Origin of the sequence: Tunturiibacter lichenicola (assembly GCF_051013355.1) — a bacterium.
Taxonomy (GTDB): Bacteria; Acidobacteriota; Terriglobia; order Terriglobales; family Acidobacteriaceae; genus Edaphobacter; species Edaphobacter lichenicola_F.
Map to the genome: position 1 here is coordinate 3,618,134 of NZ_CP132944.1, position 20,316 is coordinate 3,638,449.

The 20,316-nt window shown below is 54.9% G+C and carries 9 protein-coding genes, 2 tRNA genes and 3 rRNA genes; 7 read left to right on the plus strand and 7 right to left on the minus strand.

Annotation, left to right across the window (positions count from 1 at the left end):
- Positions 1-14 precede the first annotated feature (14 nt).
- The 3 genes from RBB82_RS15175 to RBB82_RS15185 are packed head-to-tail and all read right to left on the minus strand — an operon-like array spanning position 15 to position 6,609.
- The gene (locus tag RBB82_RS15175) at positions 15-2,183 is read right to left on the minus strand and encodes a VWA domain-containing protein (protein WP_433971554.1); all 2,169 of its coding nucleotides are present in this window, start codon (positions 2,181-2,183) and stop codon (positions 15-17) included.
- A gap of 26 nt (positions 2,184-2,209) precedes the next feature.
- Positions 2,210-5,713: a carboxypeptidase regulatory-like domain-containing protein gene (locus tag RBB82_RS15180; RefSeq protein WP_433971555.1), complete on the minus strand. Its 3,504-nt coding sequence runs from the start codon at positions 5,711-5,713 to the stop codon at positions 2,210-2,212.
- Positions 5,714-5,763: 50 nt separating this feature from the next.
- Positions 5,764-6,609 (minus strand): hypothetical protein, encoded by an 846-nt coding sequence (locus RBB82_RS15185; RefSeq protein WP_433971556.1) that lies wholly within the window; start codon positions 6,607-6,609, stop codon positions 5,764-5,766.
- 137 nt (positions 6,610-6,746) lie between these two features.
- Here RBB82_RS15185 and RBB82_RS15190 point away from each other — a divergent pair, with 137 nt between their 5' ends.
- On the plus strand, positions 6,747-7,499 hold the full coding sequence (locus RBB82_RS15190; RefSeq protein WP_433971558.1) for a VIT1/CCC1 transporter family protein: 753 nt from the start codon (positions 6,747-6,749) through the stop codon (positions 7,497-7,499).
- Positions 7,500-7,657: 158 nt separating this feature from the next.
- On the opposite strand, the gene RBB82_RS15195 is transcribed toward RBB82_RS15190, so the two are convergent.
- Positions 7,658-8,197 (minus strand): DUF4337 domain-containing protein, encoded by a 540-nt coding sequence (locus tag RBB82_RS15195; protein ID WP_433971559.1) that lies wholly within the window; start codon positions 8,195-8,197, stop codon positions 7,658-7,660.
- Positions 8,198-9,133: 936 nt separating this feature from the next.
- Here RBB82_RS15195 and RBB82_RS15200 point away from each other — a divergent pair.
- The 6 genes from RBB82_RS15200 to RBB82_RS15225 all read left to right on the plus strand — a co-directional run bounded on the left by RBB82_RS15200 (position 9,134) and on the right by RBB82_RS15225 (position 15,538).
- Positions 9,134-10,633: ribosomal RNA gene (locus tag RBB82_RS15200) — 16S ribosomal RNA — on the plus strand.
- Positions 10,634-10,943: 310 nt separating this feature from the next.
- Positions 10,944-11,020: transfer RNA gene (locus RBB82_RS15205), tRNA-Ile, on the plus strand.
- 33 nt (positions 11,021-11,053) lie between these two features.
- A tRNA-Ala gene (locus RBB82_RS15210) sits at positions 11,054-11,129 on the plus strand.
- 389 nt (positions 11,130-11,518) lie between these two features.
- A 23S ribosomal RNA gene (locus RBB82_RS15215) occupies positions 11,519-14,469 on the plus strand.
- Positions 14,470-14,622: 153 nt separating this feature from the next.
- Positions 14,623-14,739, plus strand: a 5S ribosomal RNA gene (gene rrf / locus RBB82_RS15220).
- The 16S, 23S and 5S rRNA genes sit together here with 2 tRNA genes alongside, the layout of an rRNA operon.
- A gap of 376 nt (positions 14,740-15,115) precedes the next feature.
- Positions 15,116-15,538: an ester cyclase gene (locus tag RBB82_RS15225; RefSeq protein WP_433971560.1), complete on the plus strand. Its 423-nt coding sequence runs from the start codon at positions 15,116-15,118 to the stop codon at positions 15,536-15,538.
- A gap of 23 nt (positions 15,539-15,561) precedes the next feature.
- Here the strand turns inward: RBB82_RS15225 and RBB82_RS15230 are convergent, their stop codons facing one another.
- The 3 genes from RBB82_RS15230 to RBB82_RS15240 form a co-directional block, all read right to left on the minus strand.
- Positions 15,562-15,942, minus strand: a complete 381-nt coding sequence (locus RBB82_RS15230; protein ID WP_433971561.1) for an MGMT family protein — start codon at positions 15,940-15,942, stop codon at positions 15,562-15,564.
- Positions 15,943-16,452: 510 nt separating this feature from the next.
- Positions 16,453-17,178 (minus strand): DUF899 family protein, encoded by a 726-nt coding sequence (locus RBB82_RS15235; RefSeq protein ID WP_433971563.1) that lies wholly within the window; start codon positions 17,176-17,178, stop codon positions 16,453-16,455.
- Positions 17,179-17,413: 235 nt separating this feature from the next.
- Positions 17,414-20,281, minus strand: coding sequence for a protease pro-enzyme activation domain-containing protein (locus RBB82_RS15240; protein ID WP_433971565.1), 2,868 nt, complete (start codon positions 20,279-20,281; stop codon positions 17,414-17,416).
- Positions 20,282-20,316: the final 35 nt, after the last annotated feature.

Consider the following 20,316-nt stretch of genomic DNA (forward strand, 5'->3'; position numbering starts at 1 on the left):
CAATAGCCACTTAGCTATGGTTTGTTAAGACCACTTCCTGGAGTCTGGCCGGTGGGAGCAATAGCCACTGTCGTTCCCGGCTGCACCATAATCGCCATTCGCGGAAAGCTGAAGCTACCCCCTGCATCATCAATCACATTGACTTGGCATATATACGTCCCGGGCTTCAGCTGTGTCAGCGGAACATCAAATTGAAACGCCACAGCTCCCCGCTCCGGAATGTTGACCAATTTGGCCTCAACCACTGGTGTCTCATATACCTTCACGCCACCGTTCAAAAACTCAATGCTGGTCAAAACTCTTACGGGCCCTCCCTCGCGACGCGTCAGGCCAGGAGAGCTAGCCGGGGCGGGTGAACCCTTCTGCCTCGCGGGGTCATAGACCTCGTAAAGAAAAAATAAGTGTTGATCCTGCCGGAATACGTGCGGCACATTCGGAATCCACTCGACTCCGTCCCTGATCAGTGGGCTTGTTGTCTTTTTCGCCGTATTAGGTATCCGCTGACTCGAAAGAACAATGGAACTTAGCTTCAGCGTAAGCTTTTTCAGATCTGGCACTTGAAGGTCCGTTTCAAAGCTGCCCATCGCGCCCGTCTGGTTTTCCCGTACCACAAACTTCAGATGGTATTTGCCAGGGGCGAGAGTAAATCCTGTTGAGTATTGAATGTTCTTCTTCTGTACCTGTTGAGCGGCGTCCAACGCGAGCTTCACCGTATCGCGAACGTTCCCGACGACGATTCCTTGCGCATTCTTCACTTCGCCGATGACGTCAATATTCGCCTTGTCGCGATCACCATTCTTCACGGTATGAATCTGCGAACCAGGCACAATCAACGACACCGGAACGAAAAACTTATTGTCATCCATTCGAAAGTAGAGAGCCTGCAGGTATACGGCAACATCGGTCGCCGGGAGATCGCTACGCAGCTGCTCTGTCAGGGCTTGCTCGCGGTCCTCTGATTTTTGATGGAGAAAGTCTGCCGGGGCATAGTATCCGGGCCGATAACTCATCTTCACATCGTTACGGTTGAGCTTCACCGTCAAATGGCGATAGCTGCCATCCCGTCTGGTATCGGTCGAGTGGAACCCGAGGATGTAGTACGCCTCTGTGTCATGTTGCACCTGCTGAAACGCTGGCGCAAAATCGTTCGAATCAAGAAACGCCTTGCCGCCCGTATCCGACGACAGTGTGGCAAGAACCTCCTGCGACCCGAAGTTTGCGTCCAACTGGCTCTGCATCGCCCCGCCGCTGTATGCGGATGTTCCTCGCAGACTGCCGGTTGAAGCAGTTCCCACCGCCGGCAATGCCTCCAGTCCACGTGAATCCACGCTGTAGATTGCCATGTTTGCCTTTACGGCTTCATTCGTCGCTGCGCGCATACTGGCCTGGTTTTCGATACCTTGACGTGTCAAGCCGCCGGAGAAATAGAGCAGGCTCTTCTTCTGATCCACCCGCTCGAGGCTCTTTGCAATGGTGCGAATCGCATACAGCTCGCGATCCGTGTTCAGCGCGTTGTACTCGCTATCGTCCGACGTGAAGCTTGAGCCATCATCCGCTGTCCCGCTCGAGTTTCCACCTTCATTTCCATTGGCTAAACCCGTTCCCTCGGTGCCGTTGTACTTGCCCAGCCCACGCAGCAGAGCTGTTTTGTCAGAAGTAAAATCCTGGTCCATGCTTAGGCCGGTATCCATGCTCACCAGCGCCACCAAGTCTGCCGGTTGCATCTTCTTGTTCACATAGTCCTGCGCGGCTTCCACCGCGCGGTCTACATCCTCCGGCTGCATACTGCTTAGATCGAAGAACATAACAATCAGCCGATGATCGCGCAGCGAAGCTGGATTTGCGGCAAACTCCCCGTTTACCAGGTCCGCGATGGAGGCTTTGCCCACTACGGTCGATTTCTCCCGTAGTACGGCAGCTTCATCGACATTCTGGTAGTCGAAGCTGGCAATCTTCTGTGGTTTGCCGTTCTCCAAAATTGTGAAATCGCTCGCCTTCAGCTCCTTCACCACCTCGCCTGTTTTCTTGTCCCGAACCACGACGTTGGTCAGCACAATATCGCTCTGCACCTTCAGCGTGAAGCCGCCTGATTGGTCTGGCTGTTGTGCTCGTCCAGCGACTGGCCCTATCGCCAACAAACCGAGCATCAATGCCGACATCGTTCTATGTATCGCGCTACGCATCGCAATCTCCAACAGATGACTCGCTCTCAAAATCTGTACCGCGCAAACACCGTAAGCGTCCGCATCGAGGCCGCTCCCGTCACCTGACCGAACGTCGGCGAGTTGAGGGTCGTGTTGATCCCTGAGAAGGAGACGATATTCAACGCATTCGCCGCCGTTACCCTTGCCTCAAACGAGCGTGTCTCGCCCAGTGCTACCGTCCGCGACAGCGACGCATCCACCACTTTCGTCCCCGGTCCTTCAATCGAGTTTCGCGAGGCTGTCCCAAACTGACCCGCTGGCGGAGCGGTAAACGCCGACGGATTGAACCATTGTCCCAGCGTTTTTGCACCGCTGATCGGCACGCTGAAAAGCCGGTCGGGTCGCAGCGTATTCGTCGTTCCTGTTGCTGCCTCCTGCGAGGTCAACTGATACTGGGGCGTGAAGTAGTTCCCCGTCTGAAATGTAAAATCTCCCGAGACGGAGAACCCGTCCAGAGCCTTCGACCAGAACCCTCCTCGCGAAAGCAACGCGCGGTTCGGCCCAAACGGCAGTTCAAAGACCCAGTTGCCAGTTACCTTCTGCCGGATGTCGAATGAGCTATTCGACTCCTCTGCGTTCAGGTTCAAGTCGTTCTGCGCCACGGTTTGCCCGCTCCCGCCCACCGACGAAGCATTATCAATCGAGTGTCCGTACTGGTAGGTCGCCTGGAGCGAGATGCCCTTTGTCATCCGCTTGCGTGCATTGACCCGCAGCGCCTCAAACCGCGAGTAGCCAACCGAATCCTCGTACGCAAACGCCTGTGCATCGGAGTTCAGCAGCCCGGTCGCTGTACGATTCGGCGCGCGTACCAGATCCAGGTTGCCGCCCTTTGCGCCGTTATAGCCGATGTTCAAGACAATCTCCCAAGGCATCGTCCGCTGAATGTCCACATCCCAGATCTGCACGTGTCCAAGGCGATAGTTGAGGTTCGCCGAATAGTTGTTCTGCACCGGCGCAGTGGAGCAGTTGAACGCGGCCGCCAGCGTAAACGCCCCTACCGTTCCGCAGCCCTGCTCTCCGGCGATGTTTGATTGTGTGATCGCAAACGGCGGCTGATTCGCCAGGTACCGCGCAATCGTTGCGTACTGCCCCGTGTTGTAGTTGATCCCGTAGCTACCGCGCAACACTGTGTCTTTGGTGAACTTCGGTCGGTACGCAAATCCCACCCGCGGCGCATACATTGCCCGGTCCGGATTGACCAGCGACCGCGGAAAACTTCCGCTGAACTCGCCCGATTGTCCCGGCTGCACCGGCTGAACGACGCTGAAATTCGCATTATGATCCAGGTTCACCAGGTGGTTGTCCTTCTCCACATACGGGGAGAAGTACTCATACCGCAAGCCATAGTTCAGCGTCAGGTTCGACAGAACTCTCCAGTCATCCTGTGCGTACCAGTCGAAGATATTTGCCCGTAGATAGGTCTTGCTCAGCCCCGCCTGCACCTGCGCCTGCTGCGGCAGCCCCAGCAGAAAGTCCGCAAACCCCGAACCGCTCGCTGGCAGCACCGGGCAGGTCGTCGATGTCGCAACGCAGTTTCGAGCTGCCGGATTCTCCGTTGCATATCCCGTAAAGCTGAACGCTCCGAGCGGAGAGATCGACGGCGAGAGCAATGACTGCGTCACACCGATTGAATCTGCATGTACGCGGCGTATGTCGAGCCCATAGCGCATGTTGTGCTTCTTGTGGCTCCAGCTCACAAAGTCGCTGAACGAGATGGTCTGATTGATCGTGTCGTTGGGCGTTGTATTATTCAGTCCCGTAAACGCTGTCGATCCGCCAAAGGTCAGCGAGGGTAGCCCGTAGTAGAACGGAGTGCTCTGAATCGTGCTGTTACCCACCAGCACTCCCGCTTGCGCCGCCGGATTCACCAGCCCATTCGTGAAGTAGTTCTCGGTCTGTATATGCGAACGGTTCCAGTTCACTGACGCGTTGTTGGTTAGTCTGCCGTAGCCGATCGTATATCCCGCAGTCACTCCATAGCCGTCACTTTCGGTGGTCCCGCCCAGCGGCAGGAAGATATTGCGCTGATCGCTGGCGCTGTGCGAGTAACTTCCATTGAAGTTGATGTTCTGCCGGAGCGTCTTTTGTGCATTCGCCTGCCTGCGGCCTCCGCCCTGGCCAAAGTTATTGCCCTGGCCAAAGTTCCTCACAAACCGTAGCGCTGCGGCCGTAGAATTCTGGCCGCCATTGGTCACCGTCTGGTAGTTGTTCAGCAGCCCTGCGTTCGGAATGTTGGGCGCCGGATAGTAGTTCAACAACGCCACCGCCTGGGGTGAGATCGGCGTCGTCGCATTCTTCAGATTGTTTCCTGCAACCGGCAGCCCTGTGTTCGGGTCGTACAACGTCTCAGCGATCGATGAAAAATCTCCGCTCCGCTCCGCCAACGTAGGCACCGTGCCGTTGAAGACATCCGGCGTGAGGTTTCTTTGGCCTGTCACGTTGAAGAAGATGAATTGCTTCGGGTTCGGCTTGGTCAGCCCTGGAATGAAGGGCGAACCCGTAAAGCTCACGCCAAACCGGTTCTGCATCGAAGATGGCTTGACCACCGTCGCGCCCGGCTCTCCCAGTGCTGCCGCAATCGAGAACGGCGCTGCGTTCAACGCACCATTTCCACCCTGATAAAAGATCGCTCCATGGGGCTGTGTAGGATTGAACCCGCGGAATCCACCACCTCCTCCTCCGCCACGACCACCTCGACCGCCTCCGCCGAATCCACCACCACCGCCTCCGGGGCCGCCGAACCCGCCGCCACCCATCATCCCACCCAGCATTCCGGCTACTTGGCTTGCCATATCGCCGACGGCGCCACCCTGCCGCTGCGCCTGCGCAATCGCGTCCTGCACACGCTGTCGAATATCGTCTTCGCTATAGTTCGCGAGGCCATTCGTCTGGCCCATCGCGCCGTTCACCGCTACCGAGTCGGTAGCCGCAGCATCGCTCCCACCTACCCCCGCCAGCGAAGGCATCTGCGCCCCGGAGTTCCCGCCACCCGTAGTTGCATCGGTTGCCGCTAATCCGTCGCCGGTCACACTGAGTGCCTGCACCCCGCGTGCTACGCCTGCGCTCGTCGCTGCCGCCTGTCGCTCCTCTTCCTGTTGCACCCGCGAGGCTAGTTGCAAACCAAAGTCCGCAACCTGTGCTCCCTTCCCACCATTCAGTCCCGCAGCGTTGATCAGGACCTCCTTCGTCTCTGTCGCAAACGCCGCCAGTTCTGCCTTCACCACGTAACGCCCATTGCGTGGGATCGCCATGGCAAATGCGCCATTCACATCTGTTGTCGTCGCATACTTCTTGCCTGTCAGGGTGTTCGTTGCTGTTACGCTGACCCCAGGCAGCGGCACAGTTCCAGCCTTTACTGAACCTGTAATCGTTCCACCGCTCGCCTCAGTCGCAGCGGTTGGTGCCGGTGCGACTGACGGAGCTAATGGCTGAACGTCAGGCGTAGCCTGCCCAAAGGCGCTCCCTACCAGCACGAGGCCAACCGCCATCCATTGAATAAATCCTTGCACCTGCACCTCGTTTTGTTTCTTCCACCGACAAGCGACTACAACGTTCCGTGTTACTGGGGGGGTGTTGGCTTCGCGGGGGCCACCGGCGATGTCGTAGCCGCCGGCGCCACCGCTCCGGAGGCTTCCGCTGCACGTCTTCGTCTCTGCTGAACCATCGCAGCATCCATTACGCCCAGCTCCGTGGGTACAAACACTCCGTTCTTCAAAGCTCCGCGTCCGGCAACCGAATCCCCAACCTTAACGTCCGCGAACGTAATACTCTCTCCGCTTGAGTTGCCGCTGGAGGTGGCTCCATTGCTTCGTTCTGCGGCAGAACTTCCAACTTCTCCCACACCAGCGCCACTTGCCAGTGCAGCCATGCGGCGTCCTCCACGCTTGAAGGATGTCTGCTCATCCACTCCAATCACCTGGCTTACGCCATCCGGTCGCAACACCGTCAACTTCAGCCCATCCATATCGATCGCCGTCACCTTTCCGGTGATGTAGACCTTGCCCATACCCTCTCTCGCCTTCTTGATCTGCTCCGCGTCGATCGCACCGACGAATACTGCATGAACCGTCTTCGTCGCCGGATCCAGAACGCCCATTGCCCCTACGCCATCTCCGGCCTTGATGTCTGTGAGCTTCAGCGGCTGCCGCTCTTTGGTCACCCGCGTATTTGCGGAGATCGCTACCTGATAGATGTCACCCGCCTCCGTCTTTACAGTAAGGCGATCAGCCGCGACTGCCGTCACGGTACCCCTCACCATCTGGCCTCCGGCAAACGACACACCACCTTCACGCTCATCATCCGGTTGTTGCTGTGGCCATGCCCTGAGGGACATCGTGGACAGCGTTATTGTGGCTGCAAACAGTAGCAGCTTCGCCACGCTTTGCCGATTTATTCGCTGTCTCATTTCGCTTCGTTCCTTCATGATTGCTGATCCTGATGCCTGTGCTCATACAGACGTACCCTTTGTACGAAAGACTCTCGCACTCCTGCAAAATTCGGGCGGGGAACTGCCTCAACTAGCTCATCTTCACCCTGAGCCGCATGCTGCACTACACTACCGAGATGCATGAGGTAGTACACGTTCCTCACACTCACGACCCGCACATCGAAGGACACTTCGAGTCCACCGAAACCGTCCGTGACATCGTTATTGGCCTCTCCGATGGCCTCACCGTTCCCTTCGCTCTCGCGGCTGGTCTCTCGGGTGCGGTCGCCTCTTCGCACATCGTTGTCCTTGCAGGGCTTGCCGAAATCGCCGCCGGCTCAATCGCCATGGGTTTGGGTGGTTACCTCGCAGCTCGCGGCGATGCCGAGCACTACGTCTCCGAACGGCAACGTGAAGAGCGCGAGATCATCGAGCGCACTCGCGACGAAGAAGAAGAGATCTATGAGATCTTCGAGCAGTACTCGGTTGACCGTGCCAGCGCTGCTCCTGTCTTGAACGCACTCAAACAAAACCCCGCTGCGTGGGTGGACTTCATGATGCGTTTCGAACTGGGCCTTGAAGAGCCTGCCTCGAATCGTGCCCGTCGTTCGGCCCTTACCATCGCACTGTCCTACATTGCTGGCGGTCTGATCCCCTTGCTCCCCTACATTCTTGTCAAAGATAACTTTGCCGCTCTCAAGCTCTCAGTCATGATCACGCTGCTAGCGCTCGCCATCTTTGGAGCGCTGAAAGGCAAGTTAGTGGGCACTGGCTGGCTCCGCAGCGCCACGCAGACCGTCCTTATTGGGGGAGCTGCAGCCGCCGTTGCCTATGCTCTAGCGAGCCTGCTCAACACGCACCCGATCTAATCTGCGGGCTGACTTCTAATTCAAGGGAGCGGGGACCTGACAGGTCATGCATCCCATTCGAGCTAAAAGCGATTCCAAAAGGGGATAAGTCTCTCGACAAGTCATTAGGAAGCAAGCCGCTATAAATAAACGACATAGTCTCCGATTTCAGATACTGCTCAGTGGATGAGCAATCCAGAAACCGCCACCATGAGCCCCGCAGCTCCCAACGAAAGCCCGAGAAGAAAGTAAGCCCGCTTTCGTGTGAAGAGAGTAATTGAGCAAAGCACCACAGCAATCTGCAGCAACGCCTCGCCTAGATCGTAGCGCGAGGCTTTGGCCTCCGCCCTGGTCACTTCCGATTCAAATTCGCGCGCCTTTTCCTGCGCTTCCGCCAGGTCTTCCTTCCACTTCTCGATATGAACTTCGTATTCATGGCGCTTTGTATCGGCCGCTGGTGCATTGACCGTGGGCTCGATCGCAAGCAAATCTACCGTTACCGAAAGGTTATCCATACGAATCTTCTTGGCCTGATACTCATTCCACTGATCACCAGCACGCGACTGCATAAGAACGGCCTCTGTATGGCTGCGATGCCCAAGAACAGTGACCATTGCCACAAGAACTGCAAGAATCGAGATGCCGAGCGAGATGATCTTGAGCGACTCGCCCCCCTCTTTCACCTGCTTTGCGAACTCTTGAACCTCATCAGCTTCCATAGTGCGGTGATTCTAGCTCGAACGAACATCAATCTGCGATCGAAAGCGCTCAGTTAGTGCGTAGCTTTGGAGAAATTTCGGTAACCTCGCATTTTTTTCACCCCCGTCTTTACTGGACGAAAACGACTTTTCGACAGGAAGTCCAGATTATTCACAGCCTTGAGCTTGCACAGAGCCCCAGTCACTGATAATCTCAGGAAGTCGCAAAGAGGCATACGGCAAGAAACGAAGTGGAAAGCATCAAGCTTGCACGGAAACAAAAAGCACGATACTCTAGGTGAGAAGTAAAGTAACACTGCTTCGCACCTTGGCTCTGGTAATAAGAGAGCAAGTAACAAGGTAAGACGGAGCGCAGTCCAAGCGTTTGATATCGGTTTAGAGCCTGAGGGCCTACCGGCAATCCAAACCCAAGCCACTGCTGTTGATTTGAGGAATGCCAGGAGCTAAGTGCTCCGCGCTCAATTTCGAGCGTTACGATATTTTGATATTTTGTGCTAAGCGAATGTTGGTCGACTTGTTTCGGGTTCTGTGGGCTGAAGTAAAGCGTGAAGAACACGAAAATAAAAGTTGACAGACACTCTGAAGATTGATAATCTCAGAAAGTTCGCTAAAACGTCACACGCTACTGAAGTGCTTCTCGAAGAGCAGATATAAGGCCAAAGAGAAAGCTGGAAGTAAGTAGCAAATACAGACGACAACAGCGCATCAAGTTCGAGGACACGAATATGGCTTATGCCGATTCAGTCCTTGATCCAAAGCTGCCCGCTAAGGCGGATGCAGTTCGGATCTTTGACAACATAGTTGAACGTGCCAGTCGTGAGATGATACGAAATTTGGTTTAGTCATTCTCACTAGTTATATCCTTCGCTCCTTTCGAGCGAGCGAGGGCGCTCGATCCATCCCGACCCCTGTCGTTGGATGGCGAGCAAACCAAGATTAAACGAGAGTTTGATCCTGGCTCAGAATCAACGCTGGCGGCGTGCCTAACACATGCAAGTCGCACGAGAAAGGGTAGCAATACCTGAGTAAAGTGGCGCACGGGTGAGTAACACGTGACTAATCTACCCTCGAGTGGGGAATAACTGAGAGAAATCTCAGCTAATACCGCATAACACTTACGAGTCAAAGCAGCAATGCGCTTGGGGAGGAGGTCGCGGCCGATTAGCTAGTTGGCGGGGTAATGGCCCACCAAGGCGATGATCGGTATCCGGCCTGAGAGGGCGCACGGACACACTGGAACTGAAACACGGTCCAGACTCCTACGGGAGGCAGCAGTGGGGAATTTTGCGCAATGGGGGAAACCCTGACGCAGCAACGCCGCGTGGAGGATGAAATATCTTGGTATGTAAACTCCTTTCGATGGGGAAGATTATGACGGTACCCATAGAAGAAGCCCCGGCTAACTTCGTGCCAGCAGCCGCGGTAATACGAGGGGGGCAAGCGTTGTTCGGATTTATTGGGCGTAAAGGGTGCGTAGGCGGTTTGATAAGTCTGATGTGAAATCTATGGGCTCAACCCATAGTCTGCATTAGAAACTGTCGGGCTTGAGTATGGGAGAGGTGAGTGGAATTTCCGGTGTAGCGGTGAAATGCGTAGATATCGGAAGGAACACCTGTGGCGAAAGCGGCTCACTGGACCATAACTGACGCTGATGCACGAAAGCTAGGGGAGCAAACAGGATTAGATACCCTGGTAGTCCTAGCCCTAAACGATGATTGTTTGATGTGGCAGGTACCCAATCCTGCCGTGTCGAAGCTAACGCGATAAACAATCCGCCTGGGGAGTACGGTCGCAAGGCTGAAACTCAAAGGAATTGACGGGGGCCCGCACAAGCGGTGGAGCATGTGGTTTAATTCGACGCAACGCGAAGAACCTTACCTGGGCTCGAAATGTAGTGGAATCCGGCAGAAACGTCGGCGTCTAGCAATAGACCGCTATATAGGTGCTGCATGGCTGTCGTCAGCTCGTGTCGTGAGATGTTGGGTTAAGTCCCGCAACGAGCGCAACCCTTATCTTCAGTTGCTACCATTTAGTTGAGCACTCTGACGAAACCGCCTCGGATAACGGGGAGGAAGGTGGGGATGACGTCAAGTCCTCATGGCCTTTATGTCCAGGGCTACACACGTGCTACAATGGCCGGTACAAACCGCTGCAAACCCGCGAGGGGGAGCTAATCGGAAAAAGCCGGCCTCAGTTCGGATTGGAGTCTGCAACTCGACTCCATGAAGCTGGAATCGCTAGTAATCGTGGATCAGCATGCCACGGTGAATACGTTCCCGGGCCTTGTACACACCGCCCGTCACATCACGAAAGTGGGTTGCACTAGAAGTCGGTGCGCTAACCGCAAGGGAGCAGCCGCCCAAGGTGTAATTCATGATTGGGGTGAAGTCGTAACAAGGTAGCCGTAGGAGAACCTGCGGCTGGATCACCTCCTTTCTAAAAGAGAACGCCTCGGCACACTTCAACGTCCTGCGATTGCAGGCAGCTTAGAGCTGAGTTGATAGTGACGTTGCCGAGAACCATCTGCAAGCACTTCGGTGAGTTGCAGATGAGCCTGAACTAAACCTTCTTTTTTTCGTTATCTGTCAACACCGATGGTCAATAGCTGCGTAGCGGCTATGCACGTTCAGCTGTGTCCTCGAAACCTTTCGAGAGAGCTCGATTTTTGATTCTCAGGAGTCAACAACAGAGCAGCCTGCGCATTGGATCTTCTTGCTGATAAGCTAGAGGTCGGTGCTGTAGAGTCGGGCCTGTAGCTCAGTTGGTTAGAGCGCACCCCTGATAAGGGTGAGGTCGGTAGTTCGAATCTACCCAGGCCCACCACCTTATCCCGGCGATCAGGTAACTGATCATCAAGGGGCTGTAGCTCAGTTGGGAGAGCACCTGCTTTGCAAGCAGGGGGTCAACGGTTCGATCCCGTTCAGCTCCACCATAACTTCTCGATTGGAATGTTCGATATGTAAGCCAAGCGACGTCTGCTTGAGGTTGAGTCTCTGCGCTGCAGAGGTTGAGCCTTGAGCAGGAATGCTCAAGCCGCCTGAGGGCGCGAAGTGATGACGCAGCAATGCGAATCGCTCCATGATTTTTGACAACTGAATAGATTGGGTAAATATAACTACAAGGCTGAGCAGCTAGCTTTCAGGTTGTTTCTGATAGCGATGCTGTCGTCAGTATTGAGTGTCTTTAGAATAATTTTCGTGTTACCGACCTGATTCTCGCAAGTTGAGATGATGGTTGTACGACACAGGCGTGGACTATATCAAACGTAGATAGCTCTATGTTGCAGAGGTTTTCACTCTGCTGCGTGCGAGTAAATTCTATGGTCAAGCTACTAAGGGCGCACGGTGGATGCCTTGGCAGAAACAGGCGATGAAGGACGCGGCAAGCTGCGATAAGCTTCGGGGAGCGGCACACACGCGTTGATCCGGAGATTTCCGAATGGGGAAACCCACCCAGGTAAAACCTGGGTATGTCCTACTGAATTCATAGGTAGGAACAGGCGAACGGAGGGAAGTGAACCATCTCAGTACCTCCAGGAGGAGAAAGAAACCTCGATTCCGAAAGTAGTGGCGAGCGAAATCGGAACAGCCCAAACCCGTACTATTTAGGTAGTTCGGGGGTTGTAGGGCCTGCAAAAGTAGAGTTACCAATCTGGTTGCTAGTCGAATCTTCTGGAAAGGAGATCCAAAGAGGGTGACAGACCCGTAGACGAAAGCGATCCAGACTCGAAGCAGGTACCTGAGTAAGGCGGGGCACGAGAAACCCTGCTTGAATCCACGGGGACCATCCCGTAAGGCTAAATACTCGTTTCTGACCGATAGTGAACCAGTACCGTGAGGGAAAGGCGAAAAGCACCCCATTGAGGGGAGTGAAAAGTACCTGAAACCGTGTGCCTACAAGCAGTGGGAGGACTATGCCCGTAAGGGAATGTCTGACCGCGTGCCTATTGCATAATGAGCCGGCTAGTTATTCTTGTCAGCAAGGTTAAGCGTGAGCGAGCCGCAGCGAAAGCGAGTCTGAATAGGGCGATAAGTTGGCAGGAATAGACGCGAAGCGGGATGATCTACCCTTGGCCAGGTTGAAGGTGAGGTAACACTCACTGGAGGACCGAACCGGTGTTTGTTGAAAAAAGCTCGGATGAGCTGAGGGTAGGGGTGAAAGGCTAATCAAATTCCGTTATAGCTCGTTCTCTCCGAAATAGCTTTAGGGCTAGCCTCGGGTGATTTGGATCGGTGGTAGAGACATGGATAGACTAGGGGGCTTTCCGGCTTACTGAATCTAATCAAACTTCGAATGCCGATCACAACCAGCCCGGGAGTCAGACTGTGGGGGCTAAGCTTCACAGTCGAGAGGAAAACAGTCCAGACCGCCTGCTAAGGTCCCAAAATTACAGTTAAGTGGGAAAGGAAGTCGGAACGCTCAGACAGCCAGGAGGTTGGCTTAGAAGCAGCCATCCTTTAAAGAAAGCGTAATAGCTCACTGGTCAAGCGGTCCGGTGCCGACAATACAACGGGGCTAAAACTGTATACCGAAGCAGCGGATGCACACCATTAGGTGTGCGTGGTAGGAGAGCATTCTGTCGTGGATGAAGCGCAACTGGGAAGATGCGTGGACATTACAGAAGAGACCCTGCCGGCATAAGTAGCGATAATGAAGGTGAGAACCCTTCACGCCGAAAGTCTAAGGTTTCCTGAGGAAGGTTAATCCGCTCAGGGTTAGGCGGTCCCTAAGCTGAGGCCGAAAGGCGTAAGCGATGGAAATCCGGTTAATATTCCGGACCTCCCAGTTTTTCGTTATTACGATGGGGTGACGCATAAGGATAAGCAGGACATTATATGGCTATGGTGTTCGATACGCGTAAGCTGGATTCTCTAGGCAAATCCGGAGAGTCTTAACAGTGAGGCGTAAAGCAGTAAGCCGAATGGCTGAAAGCTGCTGATTTCATGGTGCCAAGAAAAACCTCTAAGGAGAGAAATTGGGAACCGTACCACAAACCGACACAGGTAGACGAGGAGAATATCCAAAGGCGCTCGAGTGAAAGCTTGTTAAGGAACTCGGCAAATTAGACCCGTAACTTCGGGAGAAGGGTCGCCCTTCAGGGTGCAAGCCCAGAGGGGCCGCAGTGAAACGCGAACGGCGACTGTTTAACAAAAACACAGGTCTCTGCAAAGTCAAAAACGACGTATAGGGGCTGACTCCTGCCCGGTGCCGGAAGGTTAAAGGGAGAGGTTAGGGCGCAAGCTCGAAGCTTTGAACTGAAGCCCCGGTGAACGGCGGCCGTAACTATAACGGTCCTAAGGTAGCGAAATTCCTTGTCGGGTAAGTTCCGACCTGCACGAATGGAGTAACGATCGTTCGACTGTCTTAACGAGTTGCTCGGCGAACTTGTAGTACCGGTGAAGATGCCGGTTACCCGCAGCTAGACGAAAAGACCCCGTGCACCTTTACTATACTTTTACTATGAGTTACGGCCACTGCTGCGCAGGATAGGTGGGAGGCTTTGATACCGGACTTTTGGGTTCGGTGGAGCCAACGGTGAGATACCACCCTGCGGTTGTTGTGATTCTAACCTGCTCCCGTAATCCGGGAGAGGGACATAGTAAGACGGGTAGTTTGACTGGGGCGGTCGCCTCCTAAATTGTAACGGAGGCGCGCGAAGCTACACTCAGGTCGTTTGGAAATCGACCGTCGAGTGCAAAGGCATAAGTGTGGTTAACTGCGAGACCTACAAGTCGAGCAGATGCGAAAGCAGGCCTTAGTGATCCGGTGGTTCTGTATGGAAGGGCCATCGCTCAACGGATAAAAGGTACGCCGGGGATAACAGGCTGATCGAAGCCAAGAGTTCATATCGACGCTTCGGTTTGGCACCTCGATGTCGGCTCATCACATCCTGGAGCTGTAGAAGGTTCCAAGGGTTCGGCTGTTCGCCGATTAAAGTGGTACGTGAGCTGGGTTCAGAACGTCGCGAGACAGTTCGGTCTCTATCTGCTGTGGGCGTAGGAGATTTGAAGAGGGCTGTCCTTAGTACGAGAGGACCGGGATGGACGAACCTCTTGTGTTCCAGTTGTCCTGCCAAGGGCACGGCTGGGTAGCGAAGTTCGGTTGTGATAACCGCTGAATGCATATAAGCGGGAAGCACGCTCTAAGATGAGATCTCCCAACCCAAAAGGGAAATGAAGGGCCCTAGAAGACCACTAGGTTGATAGGCTGGAGGTTGAAGTGCAGTAATGCATGTAGCTTACCAGTACTAATCGCCCGTTCGGCTTGTCCATAGAATTTACTCTGCGCAGTGAAGTCCACTGTTCTGGAGTCATTCAATACAAGCTTTGTAGTTATATCTTTTGGAAACTACGCAATGAGCAATAAACGTCTAATCCCAATCTATTCAGTTGTGGAAGATCGCGAGAGCGATATTTCTCAAGTTTGCCGGTGAGTTTACCGCGAGGGTCACACCCGTTCCCATCCCGAACACGGAAGTTAAGCCTCGTTGGGCCGATGGTACTGCACGCGTAAGTGTGTGGGAGATTAGGTGATCGCCGGCATATTATCAAAACCCCATCCTTTCGAGGATGGGGTTTTTGGTTTAACCTTCTTTTCTCGGCCACTCCCGGCCTGGATTCGTCTCCGATTTGAATTGTTATCTTTACTTCCCACCCTCTTCCTCACGAGGCAAAAGTCAAGAGGAGAGGACGGACCACTTCCTTGTGGATAAAACTGATCTTCGGCATTTGTGGTGAGTTGTGGTTGATTTTTGGCTTTTATGGGTTTGATTTTGCTTTGTTGCCATGGATCTTTGGTGTTTCGATGATCCATAGGCCGATTTTTTGAGTGCAAAACGTGGTCGAAAGTGTGGTGGTTGGGTGCAAAATCGTGGTTGTTAGCTGGCGGATTTTAAGAGTTGGCCTCGAAAGGGAAGAGATGAGCACGATTGAGAGTAATAAGGCTGTGATCGGCAGGTTTATTGAAGAGGTGATCAACCAGAACCGATTGGACCGGGCGGACGATCTCGTGGTGGAGGATTTTGTGGAGTTGGATCCGTTTCCTGGGCAACGACCGGGGCGGGAGGGTTTGAAAGAAGTATTGGGGATGATGCGTACTGCGTTTCCGGATATTCATTGGGTGGTAGATGAGATGGTGGCCGAAGGGGATAAGGTGGTCACGCGGTTTACCTGGAAGGGTACACATCGGGGTGCCTTTCTTGGGGTGCCGCCTACGGGCAAAGGTGTGACGGTGAAGGGCGTCGTGATCGATCAGTTGGCGGACGGGAAGATGAGCAAGAGCCGGATTCTGATGGATAGTCTGGGGATGATGCAGCAGCTTGGAGTGGTTCCCTCGGCGTAACTGTGCTGAGCAAGTTTGGAGGATTACTTCAGAGTCTCCCAGCTGCGGAGGGTGTGTTCGTAGATCTCCATGTTGACGCGCTTGCCTCGAAACTTTACGCCTTCCATGCCGAGGCGAAAGCGTTGCTCGGCTGCGGCTTCGCCTTTTAGTTTGATCTCGCCGCCGGCGCCTACGATACGTTGCCATGGGAGTCCTTGAAATGGGGCGTTGCGTAACAGCTTTGCGACGGCTCGGTGGTACAGGGGGTAGCCTGCGGCTGCGGCGACTTTGCCGTAGGTAGAGACCTTGCCTTTGGGGACCGAACGAATGATGCGGCGAAATGCTTCGTCGCGCGTCTCATTTTTGCGAAGCGCATCTTTGAGGATGCGTCGCTTGAGGTTTTGCGGGACGGGTGGGGTGCGCATGAGCAAACTTTATCAGAGGATTGTGGGCTGACTTTCAGTGGCAGGCTCTACCATGCGTCTTGCGTGTCTGCGCGGGAGGTGCGGAGACACGGGAGGGGCACAGTCTTAGCGGGGCCGCCACTTTGATGATGGGTCTTCAGCGAATTCCCGCTGGTATCAACGGTAGTGAGGCAGATCTTTCGCTTGCGGCGAAGGTGGCAAATAAAAAGCACGACAAAAACAAAGGCAACTACTAACAGCAGATTCCTTCGCTCCGCTGCGGAATGACAACAAAAAAACAGGCAACGGCCAAGGCAGAAACGTATCTTCCGCCCTGCGCGAAGGAAGACAACAAAAAAGCAACAACAACGCCAAACGCCAAGGCATCAGCTTTAGCGGTTCTTCTTTAGTGTGGGCCTCGCGATAAGAAAGACAGGGATCCTTCACTGCGTTCAGGATGACGGCGAAAAATAATGTGTCACGATGACGACGAAATGCTGCATCAGTGAGAACCGGGTCTGGCCCGTGGGTTTATTTGATGGTTGTTAGTGGGGTTGGTGTGTACTCGAGTTTTGGATACCAGTCGGTGCCGCGGCCTTCGGGGTTGAGGTCGAGGAACGTCCAGAGTGGGTCGATCTCGGGGGCGCCGCGTGGATCTTGGCCGGGGTCGGTCATCTCGCCGCTGATCTCGCCGCTCCAGAAGTGACGGATGGTGCCGTCGCGTCGGGTGAAGACGCTGAGGCCTGGAACATCGGCGTCATCGGCGTTGACGTAGGTGCGGGTGTAGTTGCCGCTCATGTCGGAGTAGAGTTGCACGTTCTGCCAGCCTCGCTCTTTTTTGTAGTCGAGAAGGCGCTGGATGGGTGAGCGTGCGAAGACGGCAAGGGCGACGCGCTCGCGAAGGTTCCTTGTAGTTCCGTCCCATGCGGAGAGGAACGAGGTGCACACCGGGCACGCCCGTTCGCGTTGTGGCCCGAACATCATGCTGTAGATGATGAGGGTCTGCTTGTCGCCGAACAGGTTGGAGAGGTGGACTGTTCCTTTCGCGCCTTCGAGGGTGTAGTCCTCGGGCACGGTGCCGCCTGGGGGTAAGGCACGGCGCAACTCTGCGACTCGCTCGATGTGTCGTCGGAGTTCAATCTCTTCGGCGAGGAGGGTGGTGCGCGCCTTCCTGTACTCAGGGCTTTCATTTGGAAAGTGTGATGTGTTTTTTGCCGCGAGTTCGGTTGCCGGGGTGAGAGTGGCGCTGACGGTCATCCAATCCTCCTTGCAGAGTCCAGATCAGGTTTTGATGAAGTTTGAAGGATGCTCAGTCTCTACATCATTACTGAGAGATGGATGCAGCTGGCTGCGATTCGTTAGCTCAATGGACGAAACTTTGGCCGGGTCAAGGTGGTTCGTGCTTTCGCACGAATGCCCACATCTCAGAATCGAGATATGGGGCAGCCGATTTAGTGTCCATTCATTGGGGAGCAACTCGCCAGGAATGAGATTAGTTCACCGTGAGGGTGAAGGTGGTTGAGGCGGTAATTGTAGTGTTGACTGAATCGGTGCCGGTTAATTTCAAGGTGTAGTTCGTTGAGTTGGCTGGAGGTGCGGATGTGCCGCCGTTGCTTCCTCCATTGCTCCCTCCGCAGCCGATGAGGCCCACGCTGGCTATTGTTAGAATTATGGCGGTGAGCATTAGCGGCATGCGGGTGTTGCGCCTCTTCGTAACGAACGAACCGCAGACCATCAGACCTGCGACCATAATCATCTGCGTGTTCCCCCATGGGGAGGAGTTCTGGTTTTTCGATGAAGCGTGTGAACCAACCGGTCGAAAGTTCGCTCGTTGGGCAGGCGCAGGTGAGTTGCATGCCGAGCCGACGCCGATGGTGAGAGTTGCTGCGTTCGGGTTGTTAGTGGATGGTGCACCGATGGAATAACACAATTCGGCGGTGCCATTCGTAGTTGTGGCTGCGAGAGACCAAGTAACCCTGCCACCGTAGCCGCCGGTCGGTGTAGTGGCGATTTGTGTGCTCCCGTTACTGCCGTTTGTGATCGTGAGATTCGCAGCTGTAACCGTGAAGCTTCCGGTAGCTGTCACGTTTCCTACGAGGATCGAAGTGGTTGCGGCCGCGGGCAGATGAGAGGCATCACCAGGGTAGGTGACGGTGATCAAGTGAGAACCGGAGGTTGCGGGTGCTACGAATGTGTAGATTGCGGTCGCGTTTGACACAGATGCATTTGTTGAGGAGAACGGTAGGGAGGGTTGCGAGATAATGTCATCGACATATACCGCGAGGGTGCCTGTGGGCACTTCGTACTGCGCGTTGGGGCTCACTGAGTTGAAGTATCCCACCATGATCTGGACTTGAAGGCTTTGCCCCGGCAAGGCCGAAACTGAATATGGAATGAGCTGGATGCTTGTGGGGGTTCGCGTCGTAGTGCTGGTTGAGGGCCACGCAGTCACCAGATGGCCGAAATCAACGCTGCCGAGACCGGTCGCTTCGTCGTAGCCTGGAGTTGCGGCATAGCCTGACTCTCCTGGTGTGGCGCAGTTGCCAGTGCCAGAGATGCAGGCGTTTGAACCGGAGATGATGTCGTGAAAAGCAGCCTCGTAGGACGCTGAATTAGCAGCCAGAGCGTACAGTTGAGGGTTGATATTGCCTAATCCATTTGTTTGCTCAATCTGGTTCAGGATTGCGAGAAAGCCTGCAAAGATGGGGGTGGCAAAGCTAGTGCCCCCGGCCACGGTGTACTTACCTTGACTGCCCTGAAGTCCTTCAGGGCCGTTACAGCTTGTCTGGCCCTGAGTGAGCGTGGGGTCACTGGAGCATAGGAGGAAGCCGGGGTCTGCAATAGAAGACTGTAGAGCTATATCGGGGAGAAGACGAAATGCTCCTGAGGGTATGCCGGGGACACCGCTTTGCCAGTTGGGACGAGAAAAGTGGGTGCTGGTACCGCCGCCGCCCGCCGCGATACCGAATGAGGTCGAACCCTCATTCCAGACAACCTCGGGCACGTAGGAGAGCAACGTATTAGGCGCATCGTAGGCACCCGCACTTGCCCAATATTGATTGGATCCTGCGGCAAAGGTTCCTGCCGCCATCTGAGTTCCGCCCACCGCCGTGACATAGGGGCTGTCCGCTGGATAAGAGACTGAAAGAGCCTGTTGCTGGGTGGGCGTTAGTCCAGCCGAGGTGAAAAGAGCGCACGCGGTAGAGCCGCTGTCTCCTGAGGCTGCGACGAGGGTCTGTCCCTGAGCAGAAGCCTGTTCGAAGAGGGCATTCCCCTGGTCGAGGGCTGATAGACTCATCAGCGGCTCGCAGCTGCTGTAGCTGATGCTGATCACTGGGGCGATGTTCTGGTCGATTGCAAAAGCCAAAGCATCGAAGACGTCGTAGTTCTGGTTGTTGCCCACATAGACCAGAAAGATGTTGGCACTCGAGGCGATGCCAGAAGCGTACTCAAGGTCGATCTCAGATTCTCCTTGATCCCCTGGAGAGATGGCTTCTACCCCGGAGCTTGGAACCAGAACGGGGGTAATCGGAGTCGTTCGGCCGGAATATGTCTGGAAGTAAGCAATCTCGGAAGAATCCACCGAAGTGTTTACATACGACTGCCCTACGACAGCGAGTGCTTGCCCCGCACCGGTAAATCCATTCTTTGCGAGAGTGGTCAGGTCGTACATCGTTTCGATGTCCACTGGCGCCAAATAGTGGGCTTGCGTTGCAGACGTCGTGTAGTCGGGATTGGGGCGGGTTTGTAATTTGATGGACGGTTTGGGGCGGAAGTTGGAGAGGTGGAGAACGGCCGCTGTGACTGAGGCAAGTTCTGTCGGCAGGGTGAGGTCGGCTGCCGGGGCGAAGTGGTGTTCGCCATCTACCTGGTAGTAATGCAGACCGGTGCCGAAGGAAGATTGTACTTGCGCGGCAGTGCCGGAGAAGGTGATGCGATCACGACTGCGTGCGATGCTTTCGACGTGGAAGCCACGCGATTGCAACCAGGTCTCGGCGGCTGCAATGTCCTCATCGGCCATGCCAAAACGGGCCGCGAATGTATCCGGGGTCAGCCAGTGGTGGTAGAGAGGGGAGGCCGTGTTCTGCTGCGCGGTTAGCAGTTGTTGCAGCGCGTCTTCCTGCTCAGGGGAGCGCTTGAAGACCAGAGTGATGCCGGGGATGGCCATCTCTGGCGAGACGGGGCCGAGGTCTTGTCCCCTTAGCGCCTGCGGGGTACGTGATCCGGCAAGAACGGTTCGTGCGCTATCCGCGATGGTTCTCGCTAGTCGCGGTGTGGGTTGTTGGGCAAAGGCAGATGAGGAGCAAAACAGCAGGCCCATCAAGAGAAACGGCGGTACAACTCGGCAAATCCGCTTCATACAGAGTGATCAGTCTTTCTCGAGAGCTTAATAAC

Excerpts from the sequence above, each read along its gene's own strand:
- RBB82_RS15175 (WP_433971554.1), bottom strand. The coding sequence starts at position 2,183 with ATGCGTAGCGCGATACATAGAACGATGTCGGCATTGATGCTCGGTTTG.
- RBB82_RS15185 (WP_433971556.1), bottom strand. The coding sequence starts at position 6,609 with ATGAGACAGCGAATAAATCGGCAAAGCGTGGCGAAGCTGCTACTGTTT.
- RBB82_RS15190 (WP_433971558.1), top strand. The coding sequence starts at position 6,747 with ATGCTGCACTACACTACCGAGATGCATGAGGTAGTACACGTTCCTCAC.
- RBB82_RS15195 (WP_433971559.1), bottom strand. The coding sequence starts at position 8,197 with ATGGAAGCTGATGAGGTTCAAGAGTTCGCAAAGCAGGTGAAAGAGGGG.
- RBB82_RS15225 (WP_433971560.1), top strand. The coding sequence starts at position 15,116 with ATGAGCACGATTGAGAGTAATAAGGCTGTGATCGGCAGGTTTATTGAA.
- RBB82_RS15230 (WP_433971561.1), bottom strand. The coding sequence starts at position 15,942 with ATGCGCACCCCACCCGTCCCGCAAAACCTCAAGCGACGCATCCTCAAA.
- RBB82_RS15235 (WP_433971563.1), bottom strand. The coding sequence starts at position 17,178 with ATGACCGTCAGCGCCACTCTCACCCCGGCAACCGAACTCGCGGCAAAA.
- RBB82_RS15240 (WP_433971565.1), bottom strand. The coding sequence starts at position 20,281 with ATGAAGCGGATTTGCCGAGTTGTACCGCCGTTTCTCTTGATGGGCCTG.